This is a genomic window from Methylobacterium tardum, from assembly GCF_023546765.1.
Lineage (GTDB): Bacteria > Pseudomonadota > Alphaproteobacteria > Rhizobiales > Beijerinckiaceae > Methylobacterium > Methylobacterium tardum.
In genome coordinates, this window is sequence record NZ_CP097484.1 from 3,078,306 (window position 1) to 3,093,756 (window position 15,451).

Genomic DNA, 15,451 nt, shown 5'->3' on the forward strand with positions numbered 1-15,451 from the left:
GTATCAGCGCCGAACCGCTACGCTTTCTTCATACCCGGAGGCAGAGTGCCACCCCCACCCGAGCCACATTGAGGCGCCCTGGCTCGACCGACGGAGCGATACCATCCGCGTCGTTCCGGTGCCGCAGGACGACTACTTCACACCCGAGGCGATCGCGACGTTTCTGTCGGCGGACTGGTCCGTGTCCACCAGGAACGACCGCATGGGTTTTTTCCTCGTTGGACCGGCCGTCCGTCACGCCGCCGGCCACGACATCGTCTCGGACGACATCGTCATGGGGGCGATCCAGGTTCCTGGCGACGGTCGTCCCATCGTTTTGATGGCGGATCGTCAGCCCACCGGCGGGTACCCCAAGATCGCCACCGTGATCGGTCCCGATCTGGGTCGGCTTACTCAGGCTCGGCCGAGAAGCCTCTTCCGCTTCGTTCAGGTCGGTCTCGAGCAGGCCGTCTCGGCACGAGCGGCGGAGGCGGCAGGTCTGCGTACGCAGCCGCGTTTCGAGCCGCTTGTACGTACACGCTTCACATCCGAGTTCCTTCTTGGCCTGAACTTGATCGACGGCGTCTACTGCTCCTGACAGTTCGTACCGCTTGGCTGCTTCCGATCGAAGGTACGCCCTGGCCGCGCCTGCTCTCGAGACGCTGCAGGGTGCGGCTGGATGGCGGCGTTGGAGCGGTAGGCCAGCCTCGTTTCTCCCATCGCGGCGAACCACCCGAGCCGCGATCGGACGCCGGACCGCGGCTGCTAAGCAGCCGTACGGGCACCGCGGCCGGCGAGGAACGAAACCGCCCAGATAGCTAGCCCGCCGAGCGCAAGGGCGACACCGACCCAACCGGTTGCGGGAAGGCCGAACCCGGCCGCGAGCGCGAGACCGGCGAGCCAGGGCCCGAGGGCGTTGGCGACGTTGAAGGCGGAGTGGTTGAGGGCGGCGGCCAGCGTCTGCGCGTCTTCCGCCACGTCCATCAGGCGCGTCTGTAGGATGGTGGCGAGCCCGCAGCCGCAGCCGATCAGGAACACCACCGGTGTTAGCGTCCATAGGCTCGCCGAGGCCGCTGGGTAGAGGGCGAGGGCGGTAGCGCTCCAGACCAGCGTGGCACCGGCGGCCGGCATCTGCGCGCGGTCGGCCGCCCAGGCGCAGACGAGGTTGCCGGCGGTCATGCCGAGGCCGAATACCGCAAGGATGGCGGGGATCGCCGCCGGCCCGACGTGAGTGACTTCCAGCAGCGTGGAGGCAAGATAGGTGTAGACCGAGAACAGGCCGCCGAAGCCGATTGCGCCGATCGCCAGCGTCAACCAGACCTGCCCACGTCGCAGCGCCCCGAGCTCGCGTAGCGGGCTCGCCCCGGCGGTGGGCGCCCCAAGAGGTGCGTGGATGCGCACGAGGACGGCCGTGAGGAGGGCGAGCGCGGCCACGAGGCCGAAGCTCCAGCGCCAACCGGCGAGCTGGCCGATGCCGTTGGCGAGCGGCACGCCCACGACGGTGGCGATGGTCAGCCCGAGGATCACGCGCGAGACCGCCTGGGACCGCTGCTCGCGCGGCACCAACGAAGCGGCCACGAGCGCCGCGACGCCGAAGTAGGCGCCGTGCGGCAGGCCGGAAAGAAAGCGGAAGGCCAGCATCCAGCCGTAGCTCGGCGCGAGCGCCTAGAGGCCGTTGCCCAGGGCGAACAGCACCATCAGGCCCACGAGGAGCGTGCGCCGGGCGACCTTGGCCGCCAGCACTGCGATGACTGGCGCGCCCACGACGACGCCCAGGGCGTAGGCGCTGATCACGTGACCGGCGGTCGGCGCGTCCAGGCCGAGATCGGGCGCGAAGGCCGGCAGCAGACTCATGGCCGCGAACTCGGTCGTGCCGATGGCGAAGCCACCTACCGCCAGCGCCGCGAGGACAACTCCAGGGCGTGGTCCGGGGGCAGGAGCGGACGGCGCGGCCGAGACTGCCGCCTCGGCATCGAGCGGGTCCGTCTCAGGCAGGTCGAGGAGGGTCATAGATTGCTCTGAATGGATGTGGGTCCGCCGTCCGGTGGGGAGGCTCGATCGCCGCATGCCCGGTGCCGGGGGCTCAGTTGGGGCGGCGAAGCGGCTTACCCTGGAGCTCTGAGGTGCCGCATCCGGTCGCCGCCGATGGTGCAGGCGGCGTGGATGAGGGCGAGGTGACTCAGTCCCTGGGGCGTGTTGCCTAGGAAGTCGCCGCTCTCCGGGTCGACCATCTCGCTCAGGATGCCGACGCCCCGGGGCAAGCCGCGGATCGTGCCGGCGAAGACCTCCTCGGCCTCGTCCTGGCGGCCGAGTTCGGCCAGCGCTTCAGCCATCCAGAACGAGCAGGCCAGGAACGCGCCCTCCTCCTGCTCGGCACCGGAGTAGCGGAAGAGGAACGGGCCGCGTCCGAGTTCTTCCAGGACCGCGTCGAGCGTCGAGGACAGCTTGTCCCGTCCGTCGAACCCGAAGCGGACCGCCAGAGCGAGGGAGGCGTCGAGCCGCTCGGTGCCGGGGTGGAGGGTGTAGGCCTTGCGCGTCTCCGACCAGCAATGCTCCTCGACCCAGGCGGCGATGCGGTCGCGCTCGCGCTGCCAGCGCGGCACGCAGGTGGCCGGCAGATGCCCGGCCTCGGCGAGCTCGACCGCCCGGGCGAGGCCCTGCCAGGCGCTGATCTTCGACATGGTGTAGTGCTGCGGCTCGCGCAGTTCCCAGATGCCGGCATCCTTCTGGCGCCGGCGGTCCGCGGCTTGGTCGGCCAGCGCGGACAGCACCGCGGCGCTCCTCTGGTCGAGCACGTTGCCGTCGGCCACGAAAAGGCAGGCGGTCTCGAAGATGTCGCCGAAAATGCCGTGCTGGTGCTGCAGGGCGGCCGCATTGCCGACGAGCACCGGGCGGGAGCCGCGATACGCCCAAGCCCAAGCTCCTGGCCTACTCGGCCACGAAAGGCGCGATCGTGAACTTCACGGGCGGCCTCGCGCAGATGCTCGCCGAGCGCGGCATCCGCGCCAACTCGGTCGCGCCGGGGCCGATCTGGACGCCGCTCATCCCCGCGACCATGCCGCCCGAGCAGGTCGAGAGCTTCGGCCAGGAGGTGCCGCTGAAGCGCGCGAGCCAGCCCGCTGAACTGGCGCCCGTCTACGTGCTCCTCGCCTCCGACCAGGGCAGCTACATCTCCGGCGCGCGCTATGCGGTGACCGGCGGCGTGCCCGTCATCTGAGGGAGGCCGTCGACGCATCACGAGGTACGCGGTGCGTCACAGGCTGCGTCGGTCGATGGGGAGCTCGTCCAGGGTGACTTCGGAAGCTCTGGGACCTTCTCCGACGCCGGCTGCTGCCCGTGTATCGCTTTGGCGGCTGTCGAGCTTGCGTAGCTCCGTGGCGAGGTCCTGGAGGCTGGCGTCGCCCTTGCGCAGGACGCGGTCCGCTTCGGACAGCCGGTCGCGCTCCTCGGCCGTGACGTCCCGGGCACTGAGCACCACCACGGGGACCTCCGCGCAGCCCGGCAGACCGCGCAACCGGTCAAGGAACGAGAACCCGTCCATCACCGGCATGGTCAGGTCCAAGAGAACGAGGCGTGGCACGCCCATCTCGACCTGGTCGAGCGCCTCGCAGCCGTTCCCGGCCTCGCGGACGGTCCAGCCGTTGCGCTCCAAGACCGTTCGGACGCGGTGGCGCGTGTCGGCATCGTCGCCGACCACGAGCACGTCGCCGTCCGCAGCCCGGAACCGGTCCAGGATCGTCCTGAGCCGCGTCCAGTCCACGGGCTTGGGAACGGCCTCGGCAGCCCCGAGCGAGGCGCTCAGGGCCGCGTCGGCGACGAAGCTGACCATGATCACGGGGACGCCCGCGGTCGCTGGATCGGACTTGAGAGCAGCGAGCACCGACCAGCCATCCATGTCCGGCATCATCACGTCGAGCAGGATGGCGCGCGGCTTGAGCGCGCGAGCGAGGTCGAGACCGGTTCGCCCGTCGCCCGCCGTGCGCACGGCGAAGCGCTGCCGCTCGAAGAAGCGGGTCATCAGCTCGCGCTGGGACGCCTCGTCGCCGATGACGAGCACGAGATCGCCCGAGGCCGCATGGGTCTCGAAAGCTGCGGCTGCCTCCTCCTCACGGGTCTGGTCCGGGGCGGCTACGGGCACGCGAAGAATGAAGGTCGTGCCCTGGCCCTCGACGCTGGACACGGTGATGTCGCCCCCGAGAAGCTGGGCGAAGGCGCGGCTGAGCGCGAGCCCGAGCCCAGTGCCACCAAACTTGCGCGTGGTGGTCTCGTCGGCCTGGGTGAAGCGCTCGAACAGGCGCCCGACCTGCTCCGGGCTCATGCCGATCCCGGTGTCCTCGACCGTGAACCGGAGCCAGCCGCCGACCGGGTCCGTCTCGCGCGACCCGGAGTGTGATGGTCCCGCCTTCGGTGAACTTGGCCGCATTCGAGAGCAGGTTGAACAGGCACTGGCGCAGCTTCACCGCATCTGTGCGCGCTTGGCCGACATCCTCCGTCACGGCGAGAACGAGGGTGTTCCCCTTCTTCCGGACCAAAGCGTCGACGGTGCCGGCTGCGTCAGAGGCGAAGGCGGCGATGTCGATGTCCTCGGGATAGAGATCCATCTTCTCGGCCTCGACCTTTGAGACGTCGAGCACGTCGTTGATCAGCCCGAGCAGGTGCTGGGCGTTCGACTTGATCTTGCCGAGGTCCTTGAGCAGGCTCTCCTGGCCGAGCTCCTCCGCCTCCTCCTCCAGCATCTCGGAGTAGCCGATCACGGCCGACAGCGGCGTGCGCAGCTCGTGGCTCATGTTGGCGAGGAAGCGGCTCTTGGCCCGGCTGTGTTCCTCGGCTGCGTCCCTGGCTTCCTTCAGCGCGGTCTCGAACGCCTCACGCTCGGTGATGTCCTCGTGCACGCCGACCCACTCGCGGATCGTCCCGTCGGGGTTGCGCACCGGCCGGCCCTTCACGGAGAACAGGCGATACTCCCCGTCCCGGTTCCGGACGCGATGCTGGAGTTCGTAGCCCCGGTCCGCTGCGACCGCCTCCCGCCACGCGGCCTTCGTCACCTCGACGTCGTCGGGGTGCACGACCTTCGTCCACCCGATGCCCTGGCACTCAGCCTCGGACTGGCCCGTGTAGGCCTGCCAGTACGGCTGCGGACCCATCATCGCGCCGCGCGCGTCGGCCGCCCAGATGATGTCGCCGACCGCCTCGGCCGCCGCACGGAAGCGGCCCTCGCTGATGTGCAGATGCCGCTGGACCCGCTGCTGGTCGAAGGACGAGGCGACCACGGCCATGAACAGGATCACGAAGGTCGCCCCGGCCACGGAGAGGGCGAGGTGCTGCTGGCTGAGGCCGACGCCGGTGGCATGCGCGGCGTGTGCGCCGGCGTCCTCCGCCGTGAAGGTCGCCGCCGCCATGCCGGTGTAGTGCATGCCGGCGACGGCGAGGCCCATGACCGCGGCCGCGGCGAGCTTCTGCCAGACGCTGTTCTGCCGGAAGGTCAGCCAGAGCGCGGCTGTGGCCGCGACGGCCGCGAGGACGACCGACGTGGCAACCACGGGCAGGCTGTAGGCGAGGCTGCCCTGCATGCGCATCGCGGCCATGCCGGTGTAGTGCATCCCTGCGACGCCGAGGCCCATGAGCGGTCCGCTCACGAGGACGTCGCGCGGTCCGGCTCCGGTGCGGCTTACCCAGGCGAACGCGGCTCCGGTGGCGCCGACGGCGATCAGCAGCGACGCGACCGTGGTACCGAGGTCGTACGCCGCCGGCATGCCCATCTCGAAGGCGAGCATGCCGACGAAGTGCATCGCCCAAATGCCACCGCCCATCGCGAGCGCGGCAGCCGCGATCCAGCCCCCGCATCTTGGAGCCAGCCCCGCGGACGCGGTCGCCGAGGTCGAGCGCGGTGTAGGAGGCGAACACCGCGATGGCGATGGAGAGCGCGACGAGGGCGGGGTCGTAGCCGGTGTGGACCATTGGAATTCCGGTGTGTGTCCTCCGGGTCGTATCACCGGAGGGCATCGGCCGCGGGGCGTTCACACGTTCATGACGGCAATGGCCCGATCAGGAGGCTCGGTCGGACATTCGGCGTCTACTCGATAACCGCCATATCGGCGGGATGGGCGCGGTCGCGCCTATATGACCGGCATCGGATGCCGGGAAGGCATGCCCGAGTACCTGCTCGGGATGCGAGGGCATCCGGTGTGCGCCTTGCGGTCGGTAAGCCGACGCCGAAGAGCCTTTCCGAAGGAGGCGATCAGGATCGGGCCGTGACACTCGGGGCAGCGCTTCGGAGCCGTGTTATGGGCACCCATCGCTTCGTTCAGGCATAGGACCTGCCAGGAGCCCGCGATCTTCACCTTGAAGGTTTGCGGGTCTAGGCGCGGCGTGAATTCAACTTGTGGGATGACGAAGCTCCGGTGCTTATTGTGCTGCACCAGTCAGAACCGCAGTGCACCATGCCCGTTCCCGACCCCCTATTTATCTGACGACAGCCGGGAACTTGGCAAGACGAAGGTGCGCGCCTGGCGAACTACGCTAGGCGGCTGCGTGGTCGGTGCTTCTGCGGGGCCTTGAGTCCCTCGCGACGCCAGATGCGCTGAACCCGGTCCTTGCCCACCTGCCAGCCAGCGGCCTGCAGCAGCGCGGTGACGCGGCGGTAGCCGTAGGGTTCGTACTCGGACGCCATGGCGATAACGGCGCGGGTCAGCGCATCCTCATCGGCCGGCACGGTGGGCACGGTGCATTGCGTGCCCCGATGCTGGCCGACGATCCGGCAGGCGTGACGTTCCGAGAGGCCGTACTTCTCCCGGATGCCAGCAACCGCCTGCCGGCGCCGTTCGAAGGCTACAAGTTTCCCGAGGCGACGTCCGCCAGCACCTGACCCACCAGAGACAGATCGGCCACGAGCCGCCGCAATCGAGCGTTCTCGCGCTCCAGGTCCTTCATCTTCCGCGCCTGATCCGAGGCCCACACCAGCCGCTCTTCGTCCGTGTGTAGTGGCAGGTCGATGATGACTTGATCGACGATCTGCCGAGCCCTGCCTCATCCAGGCCGAGCCCGTGGACGAAGTCGCGCAACTGCGCCATCATGCGTTCGACGCCTTCTTGATCGGGATCGGGCTCGCCGATTATCTCGTTACCAGTTGGATCGAGCGATCGCGACGTCGACCATAGTGCGCTCGTGAACTTGCCGCGGCCGATGTCAAAAAGCCCGGCCTCTCGGCCGGGCAGTTGGGGTCCCTAAGCACGGGGACATCAAGATCGGAGCTTTGGAGGGAACCGATCCCGATCTGCGGGCCTAGAAGTCGCGCTGGACGCGGAAGCGCATCTGCGAAACCGAGTCCTGCGTCGCGGTGCGGACCGGGCCCCCAGCGTTGATCTGAGCGACACGGGAATAGGCCGTGGGGTCCTTGTCGACGTCGATGACACAGCCATTCTTCACGCCGATTTGCGTGTAGAAGGCCTCAACGCCGATATCGAGATCCTTGACCGGCGACCAGATGATCTGCCGCCCGCCACGAACTGGTAGGTGTCGCGCAAGGCCTGGCTCAGGTTGAAGAACGTGGTGCCGGGCGTGCCCACCGTGTTCGAGCCGAAGCTCGGGCTGCCGCTGATTCCGCTCCCGAGGCTGTAGATCGCGCCCTGGGCGAGACGCGCGCTCTGCGAGAAGCTCTGCTCGCCGTAGGAGCCGAAGAAGGCCGAGCGCCATTCCGGTGTCCAGTAGTGAGTGGGCGCGGCGCACCCGCAGCCTGGATGCGGTGCTGCCGGAGCTGTACCTGCGTGGCATCTCGACCGGCGACTTTCAGGAGGCGCTGGCCGCCCTTCTGGGTCGGGATGCCCCGAACCTCTCGCCGGCCGTCATCGCGCGGCTGACCGCGGCGTGGGCGGACGAGGACACCCGCTGGCAGGGCCGCGACATCTCAGCGCGCCGCTTAAGCCCTTGTCTGGGCCCACGGCGTCTACATGCCGGCCCGCATGGAGGACCGGGCCGAGTGCATGCTCGTGCTGATCGGAGCGACGCCCGAGGGCCGGAAGGAGCTCGTCGGCTTCCAGGTTAGGGTCCGCGAGAGCGCCCAGAGCTGGCGGGAGTTGCTCGTGGACGTGAAGCGGCGAGGTGTGTCGATCGCGCCCGAGATCGCGGTCGGCGCCGGCGCGCTCGGCTTCTGGCGGGCCCTGGATGAGATCTTCCCCGGAAAGACCCACCAGCGGTGTTGGGTGCACAAGCCCGCCAACGTCCTCGACAAGGTGCCGAAGTCGGTTCAGCCGGCGATGAAGGCGGATCTGCGCGAGATTCATGGCGCCTCGACCCGGACGGCGGCCGAGGCGGCGCTGGCCGTCTTCGCCGAGAAGTACGGGGCCGGTACCCCCGAGCCGCCGCCTGCCTGACCAAGGACCGGGAGGCGCTGCTGGCGTTCTACGACTTCCCGGCCGAGCACTGGGATCACCTGCGCAGCTCGAACCCGATCGAGAGCGTGTTCGCCACGGTGCGGCATCGGACCGTGCGGACCAAGGGCGCACTCTCGTCCACGACCGCCAAGCTGATGATATTCAAGCTGGTGATGGCGGCCTTGAAAACCTGGCGCCGGCTGAAGGGCGAAAACCAGTTGCCGAAGGTCGTGGCCGGCGTCATCTTCCGCAACGGGACCGAGGTCACCGCGAGCCCAGATCACCGCGCCGCCTGACCGCCTCCGTCACCTAAAATCCCGCATAGCTCCGGGGCCGAGCGGCCTAAGCTCAGGAAACCTCTATGACGGATGAGCCTGGTCAGACGCTATTGGACGAGGAACGCGATTGGCTGGCGCGTAAGCTGTTTGCTGAGGTTCGAGCTGAGCGCCCCGAGGGAAGGCAGGCAGGGCCCTTGCGACTGCTGGCGAAATGGCCGGCGAGGTGCTCCCCGGAATACCTGATTGGCTGCTGGATGCCGGCGACGACGCTGGGGACGGCGACAACGGGAACTAACTTGGCCGGCGTTCGGCCTCGCGCAACCAAGCATGACCGTGAGCGTTCTTGAGAAAGCGGCGCCGTTCGACGCCTGAGGCTTCCCCGATGCTCCTGATTGCTTCCCTGGTGGCGGGCACGTTTGTGCTGGCCGGCTCGTTCTCGCTCATCGCTGTGTTGGCGGACTAACCAATGATCGGGGGCGGGCCTATCATGAGCCGACTTTTCGTGTCCTCAGAGTAGCCTGTAGAGCTTCGGCACCCCTTCATGCCTCCCATCGCACCGCGGCTTGTGCTGCTGCTCGCGCTCATGCTGCCCAGCACGGTCTTGGCGGAGACTGCAGCCCTGAACGTGCCGATCCTGCTGCGCGGCTCGATCGGCGACGATGCCTGTCCTGAGAAAGGCCGCGTCGCCGAGGTTGGATCGGAGCCCGAAGGCTTCCTGCCGGTGCAGAGCGGGCCGGGCGAGGCGCCTTTCCGCGAGATCGGACGCCTGCACGATGGTGACATGGTTGTGGTCTGCGAGAAGCTCGGGCCGTGGCTGGGCGTGGTCTACGGGGCGGCCCTACTCGGCTGCCGGACGACGATCCTCGTGCCCGTCGAGCAGACGTACACCGGCCCCTGTGACCACGGCTGGGTCATGGCTCGCAACGTGAATATCGATCCGAAGTGATGGCATCTCAGCCGAGCAGCCAGATGAGCGTCAGCGCGCCGGCCATGAACACGGCGGATGAGCTGAGTATGGCGCTGCCTTCACGATAGTTGAGGATGACGGTGCGGGAAGCTGTGAGCATGGTGGCGGCTGGATCTGGTGCGACCCGGTCAGGCTGACGCCGAAGGCTTGACCGACATGGGGCACGAAGGTCCATCCACAACCAGAACCCGATCATTGTCGCGGCCGAGCAACAGTGATGTGCGGCCGGATCTACCCCAATGCGCCTCTGATCGACGGGCGCTTCAAGGCCTCCACGCCTCTGCTCCAGCCTGTCTCTGCATCGGGGTTGCGCGGCTCGCGTCCGCGCGGGGCGTGACCATCGACGAGGCACACCAGCAGCGTCAGGGCGAGCCAGACCCGCGCACGCATGAGCACAATCCTTCGGACACAGCGAGTCGTCGGTGTGTGCCGGAATGGTTGCCGTGCGGTTGACGGCAGCGCTGCAATCCACGCGATCCACCGGTCCGGCGCGATGCAGCTTGGCGGGAACCAGAGGCCGGCCCACGCACTCCTTCGGACCGGCATAGCCGCTGAGAACCGAGGAAACCTGATGCGTCTGTCTTTCGCAGCCTCGCTCGCCCTCGCGCTTTTGACGCCTGCAGCCCACGCCGCTGAACAGCTGAAGGACGAGGCGGTCACCATCGGCCCGTGGCAGGTCGAGGCCACGTACAAGGGGCAGAAGTTCGAGCACTGCGTGATGAGCCGTGAGACCACGGACGGCATGAATGTCCGCTTCACGCGCGATGCCGACGGCCTCGATCTGAGCATGAGTTCGGCGAAGTGGAAACTTGGCCGAGGGAAGAGCTACCCGGTCGAGCTGGCCGCAGGAACGTCGGTGCTAAAGGCCGAGGTCGCCGCCTCGGGTAATGGCGTTTCGGTTCCGATCAAGGACGATCGGTTCCTCAAGTCGCTCAAGCTTGCCGACAGCCTGGAGGTCAGGGGTGAGGGTTCGACCATCCAGGTCGCGCTGGACAAGAGCGCGGCCGGCCTGGATCGGCTGGAGAGCTGCTACACGAAGAACCTGGCTCCGACCGAGACAAATCCGTTCGTGGCCCCGAGCAAGAAACCTTGACCGAACCCGTCGCCGCTCAATCACCGATGCACCACCATCGTCGCCGATAGAGTTCGTTAACCATGCCCACGCACCCTGCGGGCTCCAGCTCGCAGGGTGCCTCGCGTGAACCAGGTTCGTTTGATCACCGCCGAGGACTTCGCGGACGACTGCCCAGTGTCGCTCGGGCTCGCGATGCAGCTGACCCGAGCTGAACCCGACGTGCTTCTCGATCTGCTCGGCGACATCCCAGAGGCGACGCGAGCAAATTTGGCCGTCTGGCTGTACGGGCGCAGCCACACCCGTGAGACGGGCGTTCGAGTTGCCGCGACTTGCGAAGGAACGAGCCTGCGCAGGGCTGCCGGGCTCCTAGGCAACCAGCTCTACGACTTGTCCCGCCGACCCTACACGACGTCGAGCTATGGCACTCATGGTGGCAGTCGCCGACAGGTCAGCCTCGGCGGGTCGCGCGGCAGCGATCACGCCTTCGCCTGACGGTCCCACCCCGCTCAGCAGCACATTGACATGCCCTTCGTACAAGATCTCCTCGCCCGCTTCCGTCAGATGGTCGCCGCCTATGCCGGCGACGAGGCGCTGATGCAGGCCGGCGTCTCTGCGGCGGCCAACGTCATCGTCGCCGATGGCGAGGTGGCGGGCGCGGAGTTTGAGACCGCGCTGACCGGCGTGCTGGCCAGCCCGATCCTGGAGAAGGGCTACGACGTCCTGATGCTGGAGGAGGCTCTGCACGAGGCGATCGGCCGGGCGCGCACGCGAGCCGGACGGGCGGAGAACCTGCGCCGGGTCGCAGCGATCGCTGGACGGCCTGCAGAGCAGCGCGAAAGCGTGTTCCTAGTGGCGGCGGAGGTAGCTGATCACGACGGCATCGCCGAGATCGAGGATGCCGCGCTGGCTGAACTCGCCACAGCCTTGATCGTCGACAAGGTAGCGCTGCTTCAGGCAGTGGCGGTACGGCCTACGCCAGAGCCGTCGGCTTAGCATCGTCGTTCTCGACGAGGGTACCGATCAGCTGCCAGAGCGCACGGTGCTCTGGCGAACCACGATCAGCCGCGAGGAAGACGGATAGAGCAATATCAGTGACGTGCCCGCCCGAAGCCAGGTTGGCCTCGTGACGGACGAAGCTGCGACCGTCGGACGGATCGCGCAGCAGGAGCCAGCGGTCACCGTTCGAGCTGACGTAGAGATCGCGGCTCAAGAGTGGGCCTACTTCGTCAGTGGGCCGCCTGACCGAGGTAGGCGGCGACGCTGGTAACGCGTGATCCGACCATCCGCACAGCCTTGCGCAGATGCTCCTCGGTCACTCCGAAGCGAAGCGCCCAATGCTCGCGAGCGGCGCGGTCGAACACGTCGATATGGGCCTTATCGTGCAGCTCGGTCGGCATGTCTGGATCCAACTGTGCCCTGGCCGTGCCAGGATTTGGGCTTCCAACCCTGAAGCGCCTTCCTGGTTGCAGCGGCATCTCAGTAATTCGCCGCAATTGGCAGGAACCAGCGCACTGGGTCGGCCCGTTGTCGAGCACCCTCCTTTTGTCGGCCGGTGCGAGATGGCTGATCCCGGTACCCCAATCCCCAATCCTGGCGGCCCCGATCTGCCGACGCCTGGCGAGCCGCCGCCAACAGAGCCCGTACCTGGTGACCCGCCTATGCCGGCACCGCCGCCTGATCCTGTGCCAGGTGGCCCTGCTGGGCCAGACCTAGTTCCGGGAGATCCGGCCGGACCTGGGACGATCATGTGAGAGCATCCGCGTGTCGGTCAGTCGGCCGACTGTAAAGTCGCCGTTAGCTATCCCAATGGAGCGGTTGGAACGGCGAGCTTGACCGTTTGTTCTGCCGACATGGAACACTATCGATCCACATTGGCGACCACGGCGATTGCTGTACTCGGGCTGGTGATCGCTGCACACGTCCTTCATCCAGGCAACTACGAAAGAGCGGATCGGCAGACACGGGTCGTCGTAATCACCCGCGAGGCGTCGTCTGCGCCGACGATCTGGACTGACCCGCCCCGTAGGCTGCACGCTAGTGAGCCCGCTTTACTGATGGCGGATAGTAGCGCGCTGCTGGCACACCGCCTGACGATGTCGCTACCTCCCGGGGCGAGAATGGCGCCACGGCTGGCCAGCACGCTGGCAGCTCCAATCAGCCCAGACAGGAAGATCGACGCTGACCCGATTGGCAATCTGATCCGGGGGCTCGCTCTCGATCAGGATAGCTGACGGCTGACCAATCCGCCTCGGCTACGATCTTAAGCGTAGGGTCCACCGAACAGGTCACCCACCGCCTTCCTCTGGAACAGCGTGCGCCACCGCCAGCGTTGGTGCCCCGGCCGGCCCTGGACCGAAGAAGGGCTGCCGAGGAGCTGCGGGCGACCTCGACCGATCAGCTCAAACGAGAATCCGCGCGGGTTATGGCGCGGGCTGAGCCATGCAATTGCATCATATGCGCAGACCGACGTGACGAATGAAAGTGTGTTGCAGTCACTTGATAGCTATGCGTGGAATGCAGTTACCACATTGTCGGCTTCGTCATAACGTCGCCGCGGGATGACCGTCCTCGAACTCATTCGCGCCCTGGCTCACGATGCTCCTGTCGGCGTCGTTGTCACCGATGCGGCGGTCGAGCTGCCCGGACCGACAATCATCTACGCCAACCCCGCTTTCGCGCTTCTCGTTGGGCGTGACCTGGATGACATCGTCGGGCGAAGCCCCCGCTTCATGCAGGGCAAAGAAACACGTCGGGCCGCGTTGGATACCTTCCGGCGCGCCCTCGTGTCCGGTGAGCGCTTCCACGGTTATCTAACGAACTACCGCGGTGACGGGACCAAATACCGGGCCGAGATCGATTGCCGGCCGCTGCGAAATGCAGAGGGGCGGATTGAGCACTTTGTCTCGTTTGAGCGCGAGGTGCTGCGCCGGATCGGCCGCCCCGCGCGGAACGCAGGCGGGCGCTACGATCCCGCAACCGCAAGCAACGATCTGTTAACCGGCGCCCTATGCAACCTCGCTTTGTTCGAGCACGTATAAGTTGTTTTGTTGCCGAATTATTAGGCTTCTATACTGAACTTGGAAGTTAATCTAGATTAGGCTCAAATGGAATAGGATCTAAACTAAAGCCCGTTAAGCTATAAGTAACGTTTATAGTAGGATATTCCTTGCATTAGCAGTGCGCCACTCGCTTGCACCAGCGACTGCCAGCCCCTGCGACCTGCTGTCGAAGAGCCTCGACCGCCGCCTAGAGGAAACGACGATGTTCGGTGGAACGCGCGGGCTGGCGGATCGCGCGGCCAAATTCGATGCCCTCGGCCGCTCGCAGGCTGTCATCGAGTTCCGGCCCAACGGCACCATCCTCACCGCCAATGCCAACTTCCTGACCGCGATGGGCTATACCCTGCCCGAGGTGCAGGGACAGCACCACGCGATGTTCGTCGGGCCTGCTCATCGCGACAGTGCAGAGTACCGGGCGTTCTGGGATGATCTGCGTCGGGGCACCTTCAAGTCCGCCGAGTTCAAGCGCATCGCCAAGGGCGGCCGTACCGTCTGGATCCAGGCAAGCTACAACCCTGTGCTCGACCGCGCTGGCCGCGTCGTAAAAGTCGTCAAATTCGCCACTGATATCACCGCGCGGAAGCTGCGTGCGTTGGACAGTGACGGCCAGATTGCGGCCCTGCACCGCTCGCAGGCCGTAATCGCCTTCGATCCGACCGGCACCATCCTCGATGCTAACCAGAACTTTCTCGACGCAGTCGGCTACCGCCTCGATGAGATCCGCGGTCGACATCACAGCCTGTTCGCCGATCCGATCGAGCAAGCTGGGGCAGCCTACCGCGAGTTCTGGGTAAGGCTCGCTCGGGGGACCTTCGCCGCGGGCGAGTTCCGCCGCATCGCCAAGGGCAGCCGGGAGGTCTGGATCCAGGCGACCTATAATCCGATCACTGACGTGGACGGGACGGTGCTCAAGGTTGTCAAGTTCGCCGCCGACATCACCGAGCAGGTGCACGAGCGTCAGCGCCGCGCCGAGGCGCAGTGGGCGATCGGAACGGATCTCGACACGATCGGTCGTGCGGTAAGTGACGTCACGCGGCAGACGGGCGAGGCTGCCGATACCGTCAACCGCGTCTCCAGCGACATTCAGGCCGTTGCCTCCGGGACCGAGGAATTGTCGGCCTCAGTCGGCGAGATCAGCCAGCAGGTCAGCCACGCTGCCCGGATGGCCGGCGAGGCGGTCGAGCAGGCTCGCCACACCGGCAGCATCGCCGAGGGCCTGAGCGGGCAGGCGGCGCAGATCGGCGACGTCGTGACGATGATCCAGGGGATCGCGTCGCAGACCAACCTTTTGGCCCTGAACGCGACCATAGAGGCTGCCCGCGCTGGAGCAGCGGGTAAGGGCTTCGCGGTCGTGGCGTCCGAGGTGAAGGCGCTGGCCGAGCAGACTGCCAAGGCGACCAATCAGATCCGCGGGCAGATCACGGCGACGCAGGCGGCAACCCGTGAGGCTGTTGATGCGATCGGCTCCATCCAGGGCACGATCCGGTCGCTCGATGAGGTCTCAGCGACTATCGCGGCGGTGGAGGAGCAGTCGGCTGTGACGCGGGAGATGTCAGGCAGCATGCACACGGCCGCACACGGGGCAGCGACGATCGCCGGCGGCATGGAGTTGATCGCGCGGGCGAGCGAGCAGGTCGACGCCGCGACGCGCCAGGTCCGTGAGGCTGCACGTGCGGTCGGCTGATCCGAGCGACCTGCTTGGATCAGCCAGAGCGGGACACACT

13 protein-coding genes and 8 pseudogenes are annotated in these 15,451 nt (G+C 67.0%); 10 read left to right on the forward strand and 11 right to left on the reverse strand.

The annotated features are described in order from the left end of the window. Positions 1 to 118: 118 nt before the first annotated feature. On the forward strand, positions 119 to 577 hold the full coding sequence (locus M6G65_RS14725; RefSeq protein ID WP_347710487.1) for a 5-oxoprolinase subunit C family protein: 459 nt from the start codon (positions 119 to 121) through the stop codon (positions 575 to 577). Positions 578 to 744: 167 nt separating this feature from the next. Here the strand turns inward: M6G65_RS14725 and M6G65_RS14730 are convergent. Further along, positions 745 to 1,989 (reverse strand): annotated as a pseudogene (locus tag M6G65_RS14730) (MFS transporter). A 95-nt stretch (positions 1,990 to 2,084) separates the two neighbouring features. Beyond that, on the reverse strand, positions 2,085 to 2,867 hold the full coding sequence (locus tag M6G65_RS14735; RefSeq protein ID WP_238199618.1) for a glycoside hydrolase family 15 protein: 783 nt from the start codon (positions 2,865 to 2,867) through the stop codon (positions 2,085 to 2,087). 14 nt (positions 2,868 to 2,881) lie between these two features. Between M6G65_RS14735 and M6G65_RS14740 the strand changes: the two are divergent. Continuing rightward, positions 2,882 to 3,196: pseudogene (locus M6G65_RS14740) on the forward strand (SDR family oxidoreductase); the annotation flags it as partial. A 36-nt stretch (positions 3,197 to 3,232) separates the two neighbouring features. Here the strand turns inward: M6G65_RS14740 and M6G65_RS14745 are convergent. The 7 genes and pseudogenes from M6G65_RS14745 to M6G65_RS14765 all read right to left on the reverse strand — a co-directional run. Then, entirely contained in the window at positions 3,233 to 4,159 is a 927-nt protein-coding gene (locus M6G65_RS14745; RefSeq protein WP_250104250.1) for a response regulator, read from the reverse strand. Between the two features lie 6 nt (positions 4,160 to 4,165). Then, positions 4,166 to 4,402 (reverse strand): annotated as a pseudogene (locus M6G65_RS33740) (ATP-binding protein); the annotation flags it as partial. 241 nt (positions 4,403 to 4,643) lie between these two features. Beyond that, a pseudogene (locus M6G65_RS14755) lies at positions 4,644 to 5,789 on the reverse strand (MHYT domain-containing protein); the annotation flags it as partial. Positions 5,790 to 5,889: 100 nt separating this feature from the next. Beyond that, positions 5,890 to 5,982: pseudogene (locus M6G65_RS33745) on the reverse strand (hypothetical protein); the annotation flags it as partial. 113 nt (positions 5,983 to 6,095) lie between these two features. Further along, the gene (locus M6G65_RS34205; protein ID WP_488600469.1) at positions 6,096 to 6,275 is read right to left on the reverse strand and encodes a hypothetical protein; all 180 of its coding nucleotides are present in this window, start codon (positions 6,273 to 6,275) and stop codon (positions 6,096 to 6,098) included. A gap of 224 nt (positions 6,276 to 6,499) precedes the next feature. After that, positions 6,500 to 6,924, reverse strand: a pseudogene (locus M6G65_RS14760) (IS3 family transposase); the annotation flags it as partial. Positions 6,925 to 7,260: 336 nt separating this feature from the next. Further along, positions 7,261 to 7,700, reverse strand: a pseudogene (locus M6G65_RS14765) (porin); the annotation flags it as partial. Between the two features lie 20 nt (positions 7,701 to 7,720). On the opposite strand from M6G65_RS14765, the gene M6G65_RS33475 reads away from it, so the two are divergent. The 6 genes and pseudogenes from M6G65_RS33475 to M6G65_RS14790 all read left to right on the forward strand — a co-directional run bounded on the left by M6G65_RS33475 (position 7,721) and on the right by M6G65_RS14790 (position 11,661). Continuing rightward, positions 7,721 to 8,020, forward strand: coding sequence for a hypothetical protein (locus M6G65_RS33475; RefSeq protein WP_284042383.1), 300 nt, complete (start codon positions 7,721 to 7,723; stop codon positions 8,018 to 8,020). After that, a pseudogene (locus M6G65_RS14770) lies at positions 7,959 to 8,644 on the forward strand (IS256 family transposase). The gene M6G65_RS33475 and the pseudogene M6G65_RS14770 overlap by 62 nt, the downstream one beginning before the upstream one ends. A gap of 523 nt (positions 8,645 to 9,167) precedes the next feature. After that, the gene (locus M6G65_RS14775) at positions 9,168 to 9,572 is read left to right on the forward strand and encodes an integron (protein WP_250104106.1); all 405 of its coding nucleotides are present in this window, start codon (positions 9,168 to 9,170) and stop codon (positions 9,570 to 9,572) included. A gap of 409 nt (positions 9,573 to 9,981) precedes the next feature. Continuing rightward, positions 9,982 to 10,686: a hypothetical protein gene (locus M6G65_RS14780; protein ID WP_250104107.1), complete on the forward strand. Its 705-nt coding sequence runs from the start codon at positions 9,982 to 9,984 to the stop codon at positions 10,684 to 10,686. Positions 10,687 to 10,791: 105 nt separating this feature from the next. Next, positions 10,792 to 11,160 (forward strand): hypothetical protein, encoded by a 369-nt coding sequence (locus M6G65_RS14785; RefSeq protein WP_238199614.1) that lies wholly within the window; start codon positions 10,792 to 10,794, stop codon positions 11,158 to 11,160. 30 nt (positions 11,161 to 11,190) lie between these two features. Continuing rightward, complete coding sequence (locus tag M6G65_RS14790; RefSeq protein WP_238199613.1) at positions 11,191 to 11,661, forward strand: tellurite resistance TerB family protein; 471 nt, start codon at positions 11,191 to 11,193, stop codon at positions 11,659 to 11,661. On the opposite strand, the gene M6G65_RS14795 is transcribed toward M6G65_RS14790, so the two are convergent. Both M6G65_RS14795 and M6G65_RS14800 read right to left on the reverse strand, forming a co-directional pair. After that, complete coding sequence (locus M6G65_RS14795) at positions 11,639 to 11,878, reverse strand: hypothetical protein (RefSeq protein WP_238199611.1); 240 nt, start codon at positions 11,876 to 11,878, stop codon at positions 11,639 to 11,641. The two genes, M6G65_RS14790 and M6G65_RS14795, sit on opposite strands and share 23 nt — an antisense overlap. Positions 11,879 to 11,894: 16 nt before the next feature. Continuing rightward, positions 11,895 to 12,065 (reverse strand): DUF3606 domain-containing protein, encoded by a 171-nt coding sequence (locus M6G65_RS14800; protein ID WP_238199610.1) that lies wholly within the window; start codon positions 12,063 to 12,065, stop codon positions 11,895 to 11,897. Between the two features lie 1,161 nt (positions 12,066 to 13,226). Between M6G65_RS14800 and M6G65_RS14805 the strand changes: the two genes are divergently transcribed. Continuing rightward, complete coding sequence (locus M6G65_RS14805; protein WP_238199609.1) at positions 13,227 to 13,706, forward strand: PAS domain-containing protein; 480 nt, start codon at positions 13,227 to 13,229, stop codon at positions 13,704 to 13,706. A gap of 223 nt (positions 13,707 to 13,929) precedes the next feature. Further along, a complete protein-coding gene (locus tag M6G65_RS14810) occupies positions 13,930 to 15,411 on the forward strand; it encodes a methyl-accepting chemotaxis protein (protein ID WP_250104108.1) in 1,482 nt (493 codons plus the stop codon). Positions 15,412 to 15,451: the final 40 nt, after the last annotated feature.

Coding starts and splice junctions, on each gene's coding strand:
- M6G65_RS34205 (WP_488600469.1), bottom strand. CDS start 6,275: ATGGGTGCCCATAACACGGCTCCGAAGCGCTGCCCCGAGTGTCACGGC.
- M6G65_RS14775 (WP_250104106.1), top strand. CDS start 9,168: ATGCCTCCCATCGCACCGCGGCTTGTGCTGCTGCTCGCGCTCATGCTG.
- M6G65_RS14780 (WP_250104107.1), top strand. CDS start 9,982: ATGAGCACAATCCTTCGGACACAGCGAGTCGTCGGTGTGTGCCGGAAT.
- M6G65_RS14790 (WP_238199613.1), top strand. CDS start 11,191: ATGCCCTTCGTACAAGATCTCCTCGCCCGCTTCCGTCAGATGGTCGCC.
- M6G65_RS14800 (WP_238199610.1), bottom strand. CDS start 12,065: ATGCCGACCGAGCTGCACGATAAGGCCCATATCGACGTGTTCGACCGC.
- M6G65_RS14805 (WP_238199609.1), top strand. CDS start 13,227: ATGACCGTCCTCGAACTCATTCGCGCCCTGGCTCACGATGCTCCTGTC.
- M6G65_RS14810 (WP_250104108.1), top strand. CDS start 13,930: ATGTTCGGTGGAACGCGCGGGCTGGCGGATCGCGCGGCCAAATTCGAT.